At 43.3% G+C, this 15443-nt stretch carries 18 protein-coding genes; 2 read left to right on the top strand and 16 right to left on the bottom strand.

Annotation, left to right across the window (positions count from 1 at the left end; all coding sequences use genetic code 11):
- Nucleotides 1–484: 484 nt before the first annotated feature.
- The 6 genes from ACFVSH_RS16380 to ACFVSH_RS16355 all read right to left on the bottom strand — a co-directional run bounded on the left by ACFVSH_RS16380 (nt 485) and on the right by ACFVSH_RS16355 (nt 4990).
- On the bottom strand, nt 485–625 hold the full coding sequence (locus ACFVSH_RS16380; RefSeq protein WP_260284756.1) for a YrzI family small protein: 141 nt from the start codon (nt 623–625) through the stop codon (nt 485–487).
- A gap of 481 nt (nt 626–1106) precedes the next feature.
- Nucleotides 1107–1370, bottom strand: coding sequence for a YrhC family protein (locus ACFVSH_RS16375; protein ID WP_387706891.1), 264 nt, complete (start codon nt 1368–1370; stop codon nt 1107–1109).
- A 114-nt stretch (nt 1371–1484) separates the two neighbouring features.
- Entirely contained in the window at nt 1485–2621 is a 1137-nt protein-coding gene (locus ACFVSH_RS16370; protein ID WP_387706889.1) for a bifunctional cystathionine gamma-lyase/homocysteine desulfhydrase, read from the bottom strand.
- A 1-nt stretch (nt 2622) separates the two neighbouring features.
- Nucleotides 2623–3546, bottom strand: a complete 924-nt coding sequence (locus ACFVSH_RS16365) for a PLP-dependent cysteine synthase family protein (RefSeq protein WP_387706887.1) — start codon at nt 3544–3546, stop codon at nt 2623–2625.
- Nucleotides 3547–3639: 93 nt separating this feature from the next.
- On the bottom strand, nt 3640–4335 hold the full coding sequence (gene mtnN / locus ACFVSH_RS16360; protein WP_387706885.1) for a 5'-methylthioadenosine/S-adenosylhomocysteine nucleosidase: 696 nt from the start codon (nt 4333–4335) through the stop codon (nt 3640–3642).
- Between the two features lie 16 nt (nt 4336–4351).
- On the bottom strand, nt 4352–4990 hold the full coding sequence (locus tag ACFVSH_RS16355; protein WP_387598123.1) for a class I SAM-dependent DNA methyltransferase: 639 nt from the start codon (nt 4988–4990) through the stop codon (nt 4352–4354).
- A gap of 157 nt (nt 4991–5147) precedes the next feature.
- On the opposite strand from ACFVSH_RS16355, the gene ACFVSH_RS16350 reads away from it, so the two are divergent.
- Nucleotides 5148–5360, top strand: coding sequence for a DUF2536 family protein (locus ACFVSH_RS16350; protein ID WP_048682770.1), 213 nt, complete (start codon nt 5148–5150; stop codon nt 5358–5360).
- A 65-nt stretch (nt 5361–5425) separates the two neighbouring features.
- Here ACFVSH_RS16350 and ACFVSH_RS16345 read toward each other — a convergent pair whose 3' ends face one another.
- The 8 genes from ACFVSH_RS16345 to mltG all read right to left on the bottom strand — a co-directional run bounded on the left by ACFVSH_RS16345 (nt 5426) and on the right by mltG (nt 14020).
- Nucleotides 5426–6133, bottom strand: coding sequence for a YrrS family protein (locus ACFVSH_RS16345; RefSeq protein ID WP_387706883.1), 708 nt, complete (start codon nt 6131–6133; stop codon nt 5426–5428).
- A gap of 87 nt (nt 6134–6220) precedes the next feature.
- Nucleotides 6221–7972, bottom strand: a complete 1752-nt coding sequence (locus tag ACFVSH_RS16340) for a peptidoglycan D,D-transpeptidase FtsI family protein (protein WP_387598129.1) — start codon at nt 7970–7972, stop codon at nt 6221–6223.
- A 122-nt stretch (nt 7973–8094) separates the two neighbouring features.
- Nucleotides 8095–8571, bottom strand: coding sequence for a transcription elongation factor GreA (gene greA, locus ACFVSH_RS16335; RefSeq protein WP_192205694.1), 477 nt, complete (start codon nt 8569–8571; stop codon nt 8095–8097).
- A gap of 305 nt (nt 8572–8876) precedes the next feature.
- Entirely contained in the window at nt 8877–9515 is a 639-nt protein-coding gene (gene udk, locus ACFVSH_RS16330; protein ID WP_034308619.1) for a uridine kinase, read from the bottom strand.
- A gap of 1 nt (nt 9516) precedes the next feature.
- Nucleotides 9517–10788 carry a peptidase U32 family protein gene (locus ACFVSH_RS16325; protein WP_349727956.1) on the bottom strand — a complete coding sequence of 424 codons (1272 nt, stop codon included), beginning with the start codon at nt 10786–10788 and terminating at the stop codon, nt 9517–9519.
- 32 nt (nt 10789–10820) lie between these two features.
- Nucleotides 10821–11750: a peptidase U32 family protein gene (locus ACFVSH_RS16320; RefSeq protein WP_387706881.1), complete on the bottom strand. Its 930-nt coding sequence runs from the start codon at nt 11748–11750 to the stop codon at nt 10821–10823.
- A complete protein-coding gene (locus ACFVSH_RS16315) occupies nt 11737–12402 on the bottom strand; it encodes an O-methyltransferase (protein WP_133352886.1) in 666 nt (221 codons plus the stop codon). Before ACFVSH_RS16315 ends, ACFVSH_RS16320 begins: the two co-directional genes overlap by 14 nt.
- Before the next feature lie 481 nt (nt 12403–12883).
- The gene (gene mltG, locus ACFVSH_RS16310) at nt 12884–14020 is read right to left on the bottom strand and encodes an endolytic transglycosylase MltG (RefSeq protein ID WP_387598141.1); all 1137 of its coding nucleotides are present in this window, start codon (nt 14018–14020) and stop codon (nt 12884–12886) included.
- A 335-nt stretch (nt 14021–14355) separates the two neighbouring features.
- Between mltG and ACFVSH_RS16305 the strand changes: the two genes are divergently transcribed.
- A complete protein-coding gene (locus tag ACFVSH_RS16305; protein ID WP_207437078.1) occupies nt 14356–14511 on the top strand; it encodes a hypothetical protein in 156 nt (51 codons plus the stop codon).
- Between the two features lie 195 nt (nt 14512–14706).
- On the opposite strand, the gene ACFVSH_RS16300 is transcribed toward ACFVSH_RS16305, so the two are convergent.
- Nucleotides 14707–14997 carry a DUF1292 domain-containing protein gene (locus ACFVSH_RS16300; protein ID WP_063232962.1) on the bottom strand — a complete coding sequence of 97 codons (291 nt, stop codon included), beginning with the start codon at nt 14995–14997 and terminating at the stop codon, nt 14707–14709.
- 11 nt (nt 14998–15008) lie between these two features.
- On the bottom strand, nt 15009–15434 hold the full coding sequence (ruvX, locus tag ACFVSH_RS16295) for a Holliday junction resolvase RuvX (protein WP_034308633.1): 426 nt from the start codon (nt 15432–15434) through the stop codon (nt 15009–15011).
- Between the last annotated feature and the right edge of the window lie 9 nt (nt 15435–15443).

Raw genomic sequence — 15443 nt, 5'->3', positions numbered from 1 at the left:
GATATAACTATGGACCATACGGATGCAGCTATGGTTATCCGGCTCCCGCGCCTTGTTATGCAGGGTCCGGTTACTGCTTTGGTTATGGCCTGTTTATTGTCCTCCTGATTTTATTGCTCATTTTCGGGTTTTGGTGGCTGCCGGGATGCGGATGTGGTTTTGGAGGATCAGGTCCGTGCTGCTGATTCAGGCAAAGAAAAAACTCGGCCCGAGTGCCGAGTTTTTCCATTTACATATTCATTTCCAACGTTGCAGTTCCTAGTTAAGCAGCGTCATAACCATTACTAACCATACCTTCACTTTTTCATGTTTCCAATGGCCTTTTATACAAACCATGACAAGGCTTGGGATGCGCGGGCAGCGTTAGCCGGTATCCTTCTCCTGCCAATAGCAACGCTTCTCTCCTCTTACGTTTAACAAATTGAACATATTAACCTCCACCTTTCTTAATTTTTTTTATGAACGGAATACCAACCTCGTATTTTTAGAAAAAAGGACGATGTTTCAACGCCTTATCTAGATGTTCTTCTCGAATCTTGTGGAATCTCTCCTGTTGCAAACATTCCTCGGCAGTCATTTTTTTCATTTTAATCGTGATTGTGAAAAAAAGCATATTCAGTGTCATAATATCACCTCCTTTAAGGGAGCGGCCCAACAAAAAGGCATAAAAAGGCCGCAGAAAGTTACGTCCTCCTGCGGGATTTTTAAAAAAATATAAAAAGGCCGCAGGATAAAACACTTCTCCCTGCGGCCGCTATGTCTGAATGATTAATAAAGCCAAATTGCTTTAGAAATATTCCGCTTGGCACAGGTCGAATGTTATGTGATTGTCAATTGAAACGGACCGGCTAATAGTGGCGACTCCATATAGATACAATGTCATTTTCTTCGACCTCCTTTGGAATATTTTTTATTACCTGGTAAGTATATCCACAAATTCAATATTTGTAAACGGCTTTTGCCTATTTTTTTGAAATTTCCACCTTTTTCCCCATTTTCAAGTGCTTTTATTACCTAAAAAGGCAGGTAGTATGGTAAATCTGCCCCTATTGGGAAACAACGTTAGTAAAAAAACCTGATTCCATTAAGAATCAGGTTTGCTTCTATTATTGTAAAGACTCTTGGTCATCCATTTCGTCCAAGGTCTTTTTGTATTTTTTGGATAATGAGAAAAATATTATTGACATGCCCAGGAACGTTATGGTCGCTCCCATATAGACATATGTGTCAATCATCGCTTTGTCGCCAGAGGGAAGGATGGTTCCTAAATAGAAGAACGAACCCACACATAACAAAGTGATCGCAAATTGTTTAAAATCGACCATTTTCGAACGCAGCAATGCAACCGTTTGTTTTTTGCGGTTTTTCATGCCATTCCACCTTCTTTCAAGCTTATAAGATATCGATATCTCATTCTACCATATTTATTCCAAATGATAGGGGTGTAAATAATGGCAGTCAGCAATGAAGCGGTCCTTCTCCGATTATCCTTGCAGCGCTTGTTCCAAGTCTTCCAATAAGTCTTCAACATCTTCCAGACCTACTGAAATACGGATCAACCCATCCGTTATTCCAAGGTCTGCACGGCGCTCAGCCGGAATGGAAGCATGTGTCATCAAAGCCGGAATGGAAATTAAGCTCTCCACTGCCCCCAGACTTTCCGCAAGCGTAAAGAGTTTCACTTTATTCAAAACGGATTCGGCTTTTTCGGCACTGCCGACATCAAATGAAACCATGCCGCCGAATCCACGCGATTGTTTTTTGGCAATATCATGATTTGGGTGGTTTTCAAGACCTGGGTAATAGATTTTCGAAACGTCTTTATGCCCGGATAGGAAACGGACGATTTCAGATGTATTTTTTTCATGTTCTTCCATCCTGATTCCCAGCGTTTTAATGCCTCGCATAAGCAACCATGAATCCTGAGGCCCTAGCACGCCTCCTGTAGAGTTTTGGATGAAATGAAGGTCATTGCCAAGATTCTCATCATTCACCACGACAAGACCCGCTACAACATCGCTGTGTCCCCCCAGGTACTTCGTGGCGCTATGAAGCACGATATCGGCTCCAAGTGAAAGCGGATTTTGCCAGTATGGCGTACTGAAGGTATTATCCACAATGGTGAGGATACCGTTTTCTTTAGCTATTTTCGATACTTCTTCCAGATCGGTGATTTTCAATAATGGGTTCGTCGGTGTTTCAATGAACAATGCCTTCGTATTGTCCTTTATCTCTTTTTCGATCGAGTGGATGTCACTCGTATTGATGAACGTAGCTTCCACCCCGAAGCGGTTAAGGACTTTAGTGATGACCCGGAAAGACCCTCCATAAACGTCATCTGTCATCAATACATGATCACCTTGACTGAACAGCATCATAACCGCGGTCATCGCTGCCATTCCTGATCCGAAGGCGAAACCTCTTTTTCCTTCTTCGAGATCCTTGATCAATTCTTCGAGGGCATGGCGGGTTGGGTTTCCCGTACGGGAATATTCATATCCCCGATGGTTCCCCGGACCATCCTGTTTATAGGTGCTCACTTGATAAATCGGCACCGACACCGCTCCTGTTTTTTCATCACCAAAAATGCCGCCATGGATCAATTGTGTTTTCTTTCTCATTTTAAATACCTCCCTGATAAATTTTTTTGCTTAAGTATCGTTCACTGGAATCCGGAAATATGACGACGATATTCGACCCCCTTGGGGCCTTTGCCGCTTCTTTCATGGCCGCTGCAAATGCCGCGCCTGAAGAACTGCCGACAAGGAGGCCTTCTTTAATCGCCAATTCCTTTACCATATGGAAAGCTTCAAGATCGCTTACCGTATGGATTTGGTCAAAATACCTTTCATCCATATAGGCAGGTAAAAATTCCATCCCGATCCCCTCTGTTTTATGGGGTCCTGCCTTGCCGCCGTTTAAAATCGATCCTTCTGGTTCGACTATGACCGTTTTGACAGCAGCGTCCTTTTCTTTTAAATATCGCGATGTTCCCATGAATGTCCCGCCCGTCCCGGCACCGGCTACAAACACAGCCACATCGCCTTCCATCTGTTCCCATATTTCAGGTCCCAGCGTTTTATAATATGCATCAGGATTGGATGGGTTGGCGAACTGCTGGGGACAATATGATCCCGGAATTTCACCCAGCAGCGCCTTAGCCTTTGCGATTGCCCCTGTCATTCCTTCCTCTGTCGGGGTCTGGACCACATTCGCTCCAAGGGCACGCATCAATTCCTGTTTCTCGGCACTGAATTTCTCCGGAACGCAAAATATCACGTTCACTCCACTGTTTATCGCAGCCAACGCCAAGCCAATCCCAGTATTTCCGGCAGTCGGTTCGATGATCGTCCCGCCCTTTTTCACCTTCCCTGTCTGTAATGCTTGGGCTAACAGTTCTTGACCAAGCCGATCCTTCACACTGCCTCCCGGATTAAAGTATTCCAGTTTGGCAAAGATACGGACCTCATCCGGAAGCGGGAAATGGGTGATTTCCATTACCGGCGTTTTCCCTATCAACTCATGAATATTTTGAAAGACTTTCATATTAGACATCCTTTCATAGTTATCCTACCAACTTAATGAGAATTATGCAATAAAGAATGATCAGCAGAAAGGCTTCCGCTGATCACTTACCATTCATTTCATTTTTTCAACCATTTTCAAAATCAGTGCCGCTGAATGGAGAGCCGCAGTTTCCAGGAATTTATCAAAGGAAATATTGGACTCCTTACCAGCGATATCCGAAAGGGAACGAATGATGACAAACGGTGTCTTGAATTGGAAGGCTACCTGTGCAATGGCTGCCGCTTCCATTTCCACCGCGTATAAATCGGAGAATTTCCCTCTGACGAATTCAACCCTGTCAGGATCATTCATGAAAGAATCCCCCGTCACGATCAACCCTTTTGCCACTTGTATATCCTCGATTTCTTTTGCTGCTTCTTCCGCTATCGTGAAAAGCTTCTCATCCGGAGTGAAAGCTGCAGGCAGCTGAGGGACTTGACCGTATTCATATCCGAAAATCGTCACATCGACATCATGATGGCGCACTTCCGAGGATATGACCACATCCCCTACATTAAGTGCTGGATGATAACCGCCGGCAGAGCCAGTATTGATGACCGCATCCGGTTTGAATTTTTCTAACAGGATCGCAGTGGACATTGCCGCATTCACTTTACCGATTCCCGACTTAAGCAAAATGACCTCGACACCATTCAATGTGCCTGTATTGAACTCGGAACCGGCAATGGTCACCTGTTCCAAACCTTCCAATTTATCACGTAAAATCGTAACTTCTTCTTCCATTGCTCCGATTATGGCTACCTTCATTAGTAAAAACCTCTTCCTATAATTTTTCCGCCTCCATAATCCAGACAAATTGATTGCAGCGCTCGAAGTTCACCTTATATCCGTTTGCTTCAAGCACTTTTCCCAAAAAAGGAATCGTAGTATAATATTCGGTTTGCAAATCGTTTGCCAAATTATGAAAGCCTGCCTGCCTTGCATCTTGAATCGCTTGTTCATGCGCTTCCCTTGATTGATACATCGTATCCGCAAACACTATTTTACCACCAGTATTCAGTAACTTTCCATAGTTGGCTATAGCTTTTTCTTTTTCTTCATCGGTTAAATGATGAAACGCGTACGTACTCACGATCGAATCAACCTGTTCCGGCTTCGGAAAATCGATGAAATCGCCATCCACAACTTCTGTTCTTCCGTCCAGCTTGCTTACCGCTATTTCCCTCATCGCAGGTGAAGGTTCTATTCCCGATACCTTCAGGCCTTTCTTCAAAAGTCTTTCCGTCAAATTCCCGGTACCTACTCCGAACTCCAGCACATGGCCATGAGCCCGATCCGTGACGCTGTCCAATATACTATCATAATGTTTAAATACCTCTTGATACTCAATATCGTGTCCACCAACGGTATCATCATACGATTTCGACCACTCTTCAAATAAATCTATAAATTCTCTGCCCATTTTTAATCACCTTTTATGATAAGATAATAAAACCTATAAGCATAATATGAAATGGACACAGAAACAGTTCTTGTTTTTAGGCAAATCATTCAACCGGTTCAGATTCGGCCAAAATGGTGTTAAACTATCAGTATCTGAATGTTGGAGGGGAACAGTCATGAGTTTTCAACTCGACTTAAACTTATTCGAAGATAAAATAGAATTTTTCGAGGCAGAGAGCATTAAGAATCTTGAAGAAAAAATCCAATCACAAATTGAAATCAATAAAGCAATCATGCTTCAGGTGGAATCCGTGTCACACCAAATGTATGTAAGTGAAGAAGGCAGACGTTTTTATAGTGCAGTCGTCCACTTTAAAGCAAAAAAGTGATCACCATGAAAAACCCCCGAAAGTGAAATTCCTTTCGGGGGTTTTCTTATATAAATTTTTGACCATTACCTTTTATCGTTTGTCTTCAGCTCTTCGACTTTTACAGGTTTCCAACCTGATCCGTCCACCCATTCAATATAAACGCGGTAGGTTTTAGGATTATCTCCTTCAGAAACCGTACCGATTGCCGTGCTGGGCGAACCCCCGTTTTGCAGCCACCATAGCTTCATGCTGCCTTCATCGATTCCAGCCCCGCTTGCTATGGCTTTACTCATTTCATTCCAATCGACCGAGCCCTTGTCGAAGCTTGTAGTGTGCTCCCCGGATTGCTGAGTTCCAACTGGTTTCCAGCCCTCACTCGTATATGTAGACGCAACATTGCCATCGCCGCTGCCGTCCACTTCCACAAGTTCGGCATCTCCTGCTTTTTCTGGATTTGCACCATCTTCAGCCTTATCTTCTGCATCTTCCTCTGTTGCTTTACTGTCTTCTTCTCCTGCATCTTCTTCTTTTGCTTTACTATCTCCTACTGCGTCCTCCTTCTCAGAATCCGTTTCTTCTTCTTTGCCAGCAGGCTTGTCCGCTACTTTCCCCGAATCTGTATCGGCGATTTGCTTTGGTTCAGTCGTGGCTTTTTTTGAATCCGTGCCATCATCACTTAAGAAAATCGAGACTGCGACAATGACGATTAAAATGGAAACGATGGTGATTGCAATATTATATATTTTATTTACTTTTCTTTTTTGATCTCTCTGATTGAAACGTGAGCCCAAGGTCCATTCCTCCCTTACCATTTCTTACTGCCTCATTTTAACATGATTTAGCCCGAGATAGAAGGGAAGGGTTTCCTACACTTTTCGTCAATTCTCGTTTTTGTCCTGGTCCTTGGAGTACAGGACTTTTACAATATCTGAAAAAAGGGGCGTCATGCTGGAACTGTTTTCCTTCGTTTCAAAACTTACGGTAACAAGAGCATATTTGGGATTTTTATATGGAAAGTAGCCCGCAAACCATTTATTCAGCTGCCCTTTTTCGATATTGGTCTGAGCCGTTCCAGACTTGCCAGCGACCTCCACAGGCAAATCCCTCAAGGAAGCGCCCGTCCCTTTCTCTTCCGTCACGACCTTCCTAAGAAGATGCTGCATCTTCATCGTTGTATATGGAGACAGTGTCTCGCCGCCAATACTTTGATTCGGAAAATCGACTACTGTCGTACTATTGTTAAATTCGACTTTGGAAACGGCTTTGACCTGTTCCTTCTTGCCGCCGCGGGCAATCGTTGCCATCATATTCGCTATCGCGAGCGGTGTCGTTTGGACATCCTGCTGGCCAATTGCTGTTTTGGCAATCATTTTAGGATCTTTTTTTAAATCGTCATCATGCCAGACCTTCCCGGTTTGTTCATGATGCAATTGCGTCACTTCCGTGTGATAGACATCCCCTTGCCAGCCCGATTCACCAACAAGCCCTAACATTTTTGCATATTTGTCCAAAAATTCCGGATCCTTCTCTGCTATTTCCTGTGACAATTCGGCAAACGTCCTGTTGCAGCTCTGGGCAAAGCTATTTTCAAAATTCAGCATGCCCAGTTCCCTCTGTTTATCCGTTTTGCCATCTATCGTCAAATTACAATTGAATGTCCTGGTGGGACTGGCCGCTTCATAATCGATGGCAGCTGCTGCCGTGACCGTTTTAAAGACGGAACCCGGCGTTTTTTGAGTCAGCATCATATTGACGGCCCCTTCGCCATTCGGATCTTTTATATTAAGCGCCGGACGTGATACCATTGCGACGATTTCACTTTTTTCGATATCGATCAGTACGAGACCGCCTTTTTTTATCCCGCGTTCATCGACGAGCTTCTCCGCTTTCTCCTGAATTTCTTTATCGATCGTCGTCACGACCTTCACCGGGTAAAGCGGATTTGCAGGTTCCACATATTTAACATCGACACCGAACATCGGGCCTCCACTGGCGTCCACATGAAAAACGAGCTTGGATTCCCCAGCGGAAAGCAAGAACTCATCGAAGGTCCTTTGCAACCCCGTATTGCCGATTTTCGTTTCAGGAGATAAATTCATGTCCGGATAACGTTTTTTCTTTTCCGCATCCGATATATTCGTCGTTCCAATCAATTGCGCTGCAGGGGTTTGATCAGGATATAATTTCTCATTCACGGCAAAAACCCCGGGAATCTTCAATTCATTGATTGCCTTCGATTGGCTGGACGTCAACTCTATCGGTTCATCCCCGCCAAATACGAATGGTTCATCCGCTTGTTCTATCGCCCGTTTTAACTCCTCTTCCGATTTGCCTATTATCGAGGCCACTTCATCTATGGGCCATGTCATTTTTTTTAAAAATGGAAATAGGACGAGCGTCGGGATTTCTTCATGTGCAAGCGGTTCTCCATTTCTGTCATAAAACTTTCCGCGTCCATCATCAATCTTTACTATCTGTGAACGCTGATTCACGCTTGCTTCTAACAGGTTCACATCATGCTTTGAAAAAGATTCTGTCGATACAAGTTGGATGTACGCAAGCCTGCCTATGAGCATCAGCATGACAGTGGTCAAAAAAACAGCCAGCAACCTCATTCGTTTCTTTTTCATAAAATACACCTCGTAACCATTGTTGACGAGGTGCGAATTTTTAAACAATTATGAACAAATTTAACGCGGCACATTTTCGATAAAAAAAAGGATGCCCCATGGACACCCTCTTTTGCTTTTATTTAGTCGATGGATACAATCTTCACGCTCATTTCGCCGCCAGGTGTCATGATCGATACCTTGTCGCCGACCCTTTTCCCCATCAGGCTTTTCGCGATCGGGGAATCATTGGAGATTTTCCCTTCGAATGGGTCTGCCTCAACGCTTCCTACGATGGAATACGTTTCTTCGTCTCCATTTGGAAGTTCCACGAATGTTACCGACTTCCCTAGAGAAACTGTATCTGTATTCGAATCATCGCCCTCAATGATTTTTGCATTGCGGATCATGTTTTCGATTGTTGTAATGCGTCCTTCAACGAAAGCCTGCTCTTCTTTTGCGGAATCGTACTCTGAGTTCTCGGAAAGGTCCCCAAAACTGCGGGCGATTTTGATTCTTTCCACCACTTCTTTACGTTTAACCGTTTTTAACTGTTCCAGTTCCTGTTCAAGCTTTAACTTACCTTCTTTAGTCATTGGATATTCTTTTTCAATTGCCAAAACCCTTCACTCCTTCAAATTCTTTACAGCAAGCTTTCGCTGTGACAAGTTTATGTACTATATAGTGCTTAACCCTGAAATCGAGTCAAAATATATAATTGCGCGACTTAAAAAGTACGCGCTTCGATACTAGGAAACAATCCGTTCCTTAGTATATAAACCGACTGCGGTGAACAGCCGGTTCGTTCTGTATCAAGAATAGAGTATTGCGTTTTCCAACATTTGTCCAGTCTTTCCCAATAAATAAATGGGATTATTTAAATAAACGGAGGAAAATGGCACCTATCATTATTTATGCTATGTTATTACAAAAAAGACTTTTGTTCAAGGATTGTTTGAATTTTTGTCACCATAAGGTCAATCGCCACATGGTTCTGACCGCCTTCTGGAATGATGATGTCAGCATAACGCTTCGTCGGTTCTATGAACTGATTATGCATCGGACGGACGACACTGATGTATTGCTCGATGACGGAATCTATGGAACGGCCGCGTTCTTTAATATCACGGGTCATCCGACGAAGGATCCGCAAGTCTGCGTCCGTATCAACATAAAGCTTCATATCCATCAGGTCCCGGAGGCGCTCATCCTCCAGCACAAGAATCCCTTCAAGGATGATGACATCCTGGGGCTCCACTGTGATGACTTCTTCTGAACGCGTATGGATCGAATAATCATAAACGGGTTTTTCTATCGTTTCATAGCGCAGCAATGCGTTAATGTGATCGATTAGCAAATCATTATCAAATGCAAGCGGATGATCATAGTTCGTTTTCAAGCGCTCTTCAAAAGGCAGGTGACTTTGATCTTTATAGTAATAATCTTGTTCGATCATCAAGATGGAATGTCCTTGAAAGAATTCAAAAATGGAACGGGTAACACTTGTTTTACCTGATCCCGACCCTCCGGTAACTCCGATGACCACTGGTTTCTTTCTTGTCATATCAATTCTCCTTCCGCATCATATTGTTCACATGAACTCTATTATCTACTTGAATGCGGACAATTTGAAGCGGATGGCGGGCTGCCTCCAGCTCCTTACCTGACTCATCCCAGATCGTACCGATTTTTTGAGTGAAGTTTTCGATTTCCGGTCCAAAAAACTCCACTTCATCCCCGGGCTTGAAGAAATTACGCTGCTGCATGGTAACGATTTTAGTTTCCTCGTTGTAATCAAGCACCAATCCTGCGAAGTCGAAGCGAGTCTTTACGGTATGATTCCCGAACATTTGCTGTTTATACCCAGGAATTTCCCCTTCCATGAACGATGATGCCGTCTCACGATTCGCACATTTATCAAGCTCTTCCAGCCATTCTTGTTTAACCTTGAAATGGTCAGGATCGGCACAATACGCATCAATCACTTTACGATAGACGCTGACAACTGTTGCAATATAATGAATCGATTTCATTCTGCCTTCGACTTTTAAGCTGTCTATGCCAATTTCAATCATGCCTGGCAGTGATTCAATCAGCTTCAAGTCTTTCGGACTCATTGCGAATGGGGCATCTTCTTTATCGAATAAAGCCTTTTCCCCGTCTTGATCCAACTCATATAAATCATAATCCCAACGGCAAGACTGACAGCAGCCGCCGCGGTTCGAATCACGCGCCGTCATATGGTTCGAAAGGGTGCAGCGTCCAGAATAGGCAATGCACATGGCCCCATGAACGAAAGCCTCGATTTCGATATCGACCTTCTCCTTCATTTCACGGATTTCATCAGCACTCGTCTCACGTGCCAAAACGACACGCTCCAAGCCTTCCTCTTTCCAATACTGAACAGCCTTCCAGTTCGACAGCGATTGCTGCGTGCTTAAATGGATCTCGACGTTCGGAGCGACCCTTTTACATGTTTCGATGATTAATGGATCGGCGACGATGATACCATGAACCCCAGCCTCCTGAAGACCTTCCAGGTATTCATCCAGACCATCGATATTTTCATTATGTGCGAAGATATTGGTTGTTACATATACTTTAGCACCATACTTATTAGCGAATTCGACGCCTTCCTTCATTTCCTCAAACGTGAAGTTGCCTGCATTGGAACGAAGACCATATTCCTGGCCGCCAATGAACACGGCATCCGCGCCGTAATGGACGGCAATTTTTAACTTTTCAAGGTTGCCGGCCGGAGCCAGCAATTCCGGTTTTTTTACAATGACTCTCTTTCCATCAACGATCTTGGAAATTTTATCAGCAATAGCATTCAAGGCTATTCCTCCTCTTTCTCTTACCCTTTTCTTTAATAAACCGATTCTTTAAAGAAGAACCCGGTATCCAACTCACGGTTATCCGGCTGAACCGCTTTGACTTTTTCAAAAAGTTCCGCTTTCACATCATCATAGCGGTCAGGGTCTTCAGCACATACGTCAATCGCTTCCCGATATAACTTTGTCATTTCAATGATATATTCCGGTGTTTGTAATAATCCTTCGATTTTCAGTGAATCGATTTCCGCTTCAATCAATTCCTGCAGTTCATCGATCATGCACATATCATTCGGACTCATGATATGTGTACCATTCTCATCTTCATAAATCGGATATTTATTTTCACGTTCCTTATCATGCAAGAACATATTTCGCTGTTCCTTCCGATTTTCCACTTCCAATGCCTTGCCTTGGTATTCAAAGTAATTACCAAGGAGCGTACGCTTCGATTGGAACATGCATGTCATGCCATGCACTTGGACTTCAATCTCCACTTCGGCATTTTCCTTCATTTCCACTATCTCGTCCAGACTTATCTCACGGGCAGCAACGGCACGGACAGCACCGCGTTTCCCCCAGTAATTACATGTGTACCAGTTCGTTACCGTCATCTCTGTATTCCAGTGCAGGGGCATATCAGGTGCCACAGCACGGACAGCCATCAAGACTGCGGGATCACCGAATATGATCCGGTCGGCACCAGCCTCTTTAAGGAATGTGACGTACCCTTCAAGCTCGTCCACTTTTTCATTATGGAAAATGGCGTTCATCGATACGTACAATTTCTTGCCCGCGGCATGTGCAAGCTCAATCGCCTTCTCCACATCTTCACGTTTGAACTCCCCTGCCAGCCTAAGCGCATAACGTTGTTCGCCAATGACGAAGGCGTCAGCGCCAGCATCGATGAGTTCTGTCATATGATCGACACTTGTCGGAGTCACAAGTAATTCAGGCTTTTTCATTTTTGTCACCTCTATGTTTACTAATGGCCACACCATCACCAATCGGCAAAATTACGGTATCGAAGTTGGGATGGTCATGTAACCAGATGTTAAAGTCTCTTATTTTTTTTATAAGGGCTCGCTTTCTTCTCGTCATTTCCATTTCTTCAATGTTTTCGGCAACCAAGCCTTTGAATAAAACATTATCGGTAATGATAATGCCAGCATCAGCAAGGAATGGTTCAAACAGTTCAAAGAATCGCTTGTACTGCCCTTTAGCTGCATCAACGAAGATGATATCAAACGGACCATGTTCCATCACTTTCGGTCCCGCTTCAAGGGCATCCCCTTCAATGAGGGTGATCCTTTCCGACAGTCCCGCCTTCTTGAAGTTAGCCCTTGCCTGCTCAATACGGGCTTCATTGCGTTCAAGTGTGACGATTCGGGCTTCCGGAAGGGTCTCAGCCATCCTAATGGCCGAATAGCCAATTGCCGAACCTACTTCCAATATCGCCTTTGGCTGATGAAGCCTTAAAATCTGAAGCAGCACCTCAATGCCTTCGGGCTCCATGATCGGCACATTATTTTCCATCGCAAAATCTTCCAACTCCTTAAGCAAACCCGTACGCTCCGGAATTAAGGAATGAAGATATTGTTCTATTTTTCCGTTCAAAACGTTTCCTCCATTTATAAGGAAAACAAAAGCGCTTGGTCAGTAACATGAAAAAATTGATTGGACAATTTCTTCACAAGGAGCTGAAACAAGTATGCTTGACGATCTAAATTTCCTTATCTTTCAAAATAAAACCCGGCATTTGCCGAGTTACGTCACCGATAAGTATCGGATCAAAAATTCACTTGTACTATTCTATCATAAAAACAAGGGGAAAGTAATATCTCTCCCCCCACAGTCTCATTGCTATTTTTTCATTTAGGCTGTTTTCGCATACTTTGTTGCTAACCAAGTATTGCGGTGTGGTTGATTTCCTCTCCATAGCTCGCTTTCCGCGGGGCGGGCGGTGAGCCTCCTCGGCATAAACGCCTGTGGGGTCTCACCTGGCCCGCTGCTCCCCCAGGAGTCTCGCACTTCCGCTCCAATCAACCTTAAATCGTTTCTTTTTAAAAACAACAATCATTACGAAAAGAGCTTTCATTTATTTATTGGAAATATGCTCTGCCTTTTTGTTATTGTGGTCATCCAAAGTCTTGGAGTAAAGGACTTCCCCTTCAGGTGTGGCCAAAAAGTACAGATAATCCGTTTTCTCAGGTTTCAATACCGCATCGATCGATGTCGTTCCGGCATTGGCTATCGGCCCTGGCGGCAGCCCCTTGTGCTTATACGTATTATAAGGGGATTTCACCTCAAGGTCTTTATAATATACCCTGCTCTTATGTGAACCCTTCGCATACAAAACGGTCGGATCCGTTTGAAGCGGCATATCTTCCTCAATACGATTGTAAAAGACGGAAGCTATTTTTCCGCGATCGACTTGCGCTGTCGCCTCTTCTTCGACAAGCGAAGCGAAGGTCAGCATCTGGTGCACGGAATAACCGTTCTTGTCCATTTGGCTCTCGTAAGCCTGCAATGTTTCTTCGGTTTTCTTCAGCATCTCGATGACGATCGACTCCAGGGTCGGCTTTTCCTCATAAAAGTCATAAGTAGCCGGGAAAAGGTACCCTTCAAGCGGATATAAAATCTTTTCATTTTCAATTTCCGACGTCAAGAGCTGCGGAAATTTCTCTTGCATGGAATTTACGAACTTTTTATCATTCAATTTCTTAAAGACCTTTTTCGGATCTTCACCAGTCTTCACTGCGATGATATCAGCAATTTGGCTCAGCTGCTTTCCTTCAGGTATCGTTATCTTCATTGCAGCTTCCTTCATGAGCTTTCCGGTTTTGATGCTTGTGACGATATCCTTAATAGGCATGGAAGGTGATAATTTATACTCCCCTGCCTGAAAACCGGATTCATTGCGGAATTTAATATAATATTTGAATACGCGTGCGTCCTTGATTATTCCCTGCTCTTCAAGCAGCGTTGAAATTCCGTTAACGGAAGAACCGATTGGGATTTTCACTTTCTTGATGGTATCATCATCCGGATCGACTGGCTTCATGGCTGAGTTGATATATAAAAAGCCCACAAGACCAACGATCCCAATTAGTAAAATAAGCGAAGCTATCGTAATCATGATGATTTTACGAACCAGCTTTGCTTCTCCTTGCTGTTCTAACAATTTCATTTGGATATGTTCCTTTTTAGATAAATTTTTATCTTTTTCATCCATTTTCATTCCCCCTGCAAACTCACACCAACTACAGAATGGTATCTTGATGATGCTTTCTCTAATTAATCTTCGCTTCGAACATTATACTAAAATCAACAAATAATTACATGTTTTTTGCAAAACTACATTCATTAATACTCTATTTATGGCAAAAATGCACTTGTTTTGTCAATATTCAGATGTTATTTAACAGGAATATAGTTATATCTAATTTCTTCAGCTTAAAAGATGCGCTCTAATTTTTTCCCTGAATGTGTTAGGCATTTCAGGAAATGACAGGAATATTCATGTAGGAATGGTACTATTCATTTAAGATGAAGGAAGGTGTGAAGGAGTTGGATAATTCTTATTTTGTAGGTTGGGGGACATTGGCACTCATAAACGCCGGACTTGCTCAAGGAAAAAATAGAACGGCATTGAATTGGTTCTTGCTATCATTATTTTTGGGTCCGCTCGCTACATTTATACTTTTATTCGCAAAGAAAAGATAAGGGGTTACCGGAACATACATGAACATTTATGGAGGCGGGTTCAGACTGAAAATCGAATACGGATTTTAAAGGTTTGTACAAGCGATGATTTCGCTTCAGGCACTCGCTTTCCCGCAGGATTCTCGCACACACGTTCCAATCACCTTGTCCTTTTGTCAAAAAAAACCGACCTTTAGGGCCGGTTTTTTTCTAATCTTATTCTTCTTCTGCTTCTTCTTGGTCAAGGAATGTATTTAACATTTCTTCAACAAGATCCCATTCTTCTTCTGTTTCGATCGGTGTAAGTTCACCATCTTTATTATCTTCGCTTGGTACGAATGATGAAGCGTGGATTTCAATTTCTTCCTCGTCATCTTCTGCAGACATCGGATAGTAAAGTACATAAGATTTGTTGAATTTATCTGAATCGAATGTGAAAAGGATTTCGCAAAGCTGCTCGTTTCCGTTTTCATCTACTACTGTAATGTTGTTTTCGCCGTGTTCCATTAGTATTCACCTCATATTGAATTTGTTTGTCTGTCCAAGAATCCTTGCAGAATCATGACAGCAGCCATTTTATCAATGACTTTCTTGCGTTTGCTTCGGCTCACGTCCGCCTCAAGAAGGACACGTTCAGCCGCCATAGTTGTCAACCGTTCATCCCAGAGAAACACCGGCAGCTTGAATTTGTTTTCTAATCGTTTAGCGAAATCTTGGCTGATTTCGCCTCGCGGTCCAACAGTCCCATTCATGTTTTTAGGTAAACCGAGGACAATTTTAGAAACATCATGCTCTTTTATAATTTCATTGAGGCGTTTAAAGCCGAAGTCATTTCCAGCTTCGTTAATTTTGATCGTTTCCAATCCTTGTGCAGTCCAACCCATCGCGTCACTCAGGGCAACGCCTATGGTTTTTGAACCTAAATCAAGTCCCATTGTGCGCATTAGTATTCC

Origin of the sequence: Peribacillus sp. NPDC058002 (assembly GCF_042886655.1) — a bacterium.
In the GTDB taxonomy this organism is placed as follows: domain Bacteria; phylum Bacillota; class Bacilli; order Bacillales; family DSM-1321; genus Peribacillus; species Peribacillus aracenensis.
The sequence above is the reverse complement of the archived record's forward strand: the minus strand, read 5'-3'. Positions and strand labels throughout refer to the sequence as shown.

What these genes read in the sequence shown, in the direction of transcription:
- udk (WP_034308619.1), bottom strand. Translation starts at nt 9,515, where the DNA reads ATGACAAGAAAGAAACCAGTGGTCATCGGAGTTACCGGAGGGTCGGGA.
- ACFVSH_RS16375 (WP_387706891.1), bottom strand. Translation starts at nt 1,370, where the DNA reads ATGAAAAACCGCAAAAAACAAACGGTTGCATTGCTGCGTTCGAAAATG.
- ACFVSH_RS16300 (WP_063232962.1), bottom strand. Translation starts at nt 14,997, where the DNA reads ATGGAACACGGCGAAAACAACATTACAGTAGTAGATGAAAACGGAAAC.
- ACFVSH_RS16370 (WP_387706889.1), bottom strand. Translation starts at nt 2,621, where the DNA reads ATGAGAAAGAAAACACAATTGATCCATGGCGGCATTTTTGGTGATGAA.
- mtnN (WP_387706885.1), bottom strand. Translation starts at nt 4,335, where the DNA reads ATGAAGGTAGCCATAATCGGAGCAATGGAAGAAGAAGTTACGATTTTA.
- ACFVSH_RS16320 (WP_387706881.1), bottom strand. Translation starts at nt 11,750, where the DNA reads ATGAAAAAGCCTGAATTACTTGTGACTCCGACAAGTGTCGATCATATG.
- ACFVSH_RS16350 (WP_048682770.1), top strand. Translation starts at nt 5,148, where the DNA reads ATGAGTTTTCAACTCGACTTAAACTTATTCGAAGATAAAATAGAATTT.
- ACFVSH_RS16380 (WP_260284756.1), bottom strand. Translation starts at nt 625, where the DNA reads ATGACACTGAATATGCTTTTTTTCACAATCACGATTAAAATGAAAAAA.
- ACFVSH_RS16355 (WP_387598123.1), bottom strand. Translation starts at nt 4,990, where the DNA reads ATGGGCAGAGAATTTATAGATTTATTTGAAGAGTGGTCGAAATCGTAT.
- ACFVSH_RS16340 (WP_387598129.1), bottom strand. Translation starts at nt 7,972, where the DNA reads ATGAAAAAGAAACGAATGAGGTTGCTGGCTGTTTTTTTGACCACTGTC.
- ruvX (WP_034308633.1), bottom strand. Translation starts at nt 15,434, where the DNA reads ATGCGCACAATGGGACTTGATTTAGGTTCAAAAACCATAGGCGTTGCC.
- mltG (WP_387598141.1), bottom strand. Translation starts at nt 14,020, where the DNA reads ATGGATGAAAAAGATAAAAATTTATCTAAAAAGGAACATATCCAAATG.
- ACFVSH_RS16365 (WP_387706887.1), bottom strand. Translation starts at nt 3,546, where the DNA reads ATGAAAGTCTTTCAAAATATTCATGAGTTGATAGGGAAAACGCCGGTA.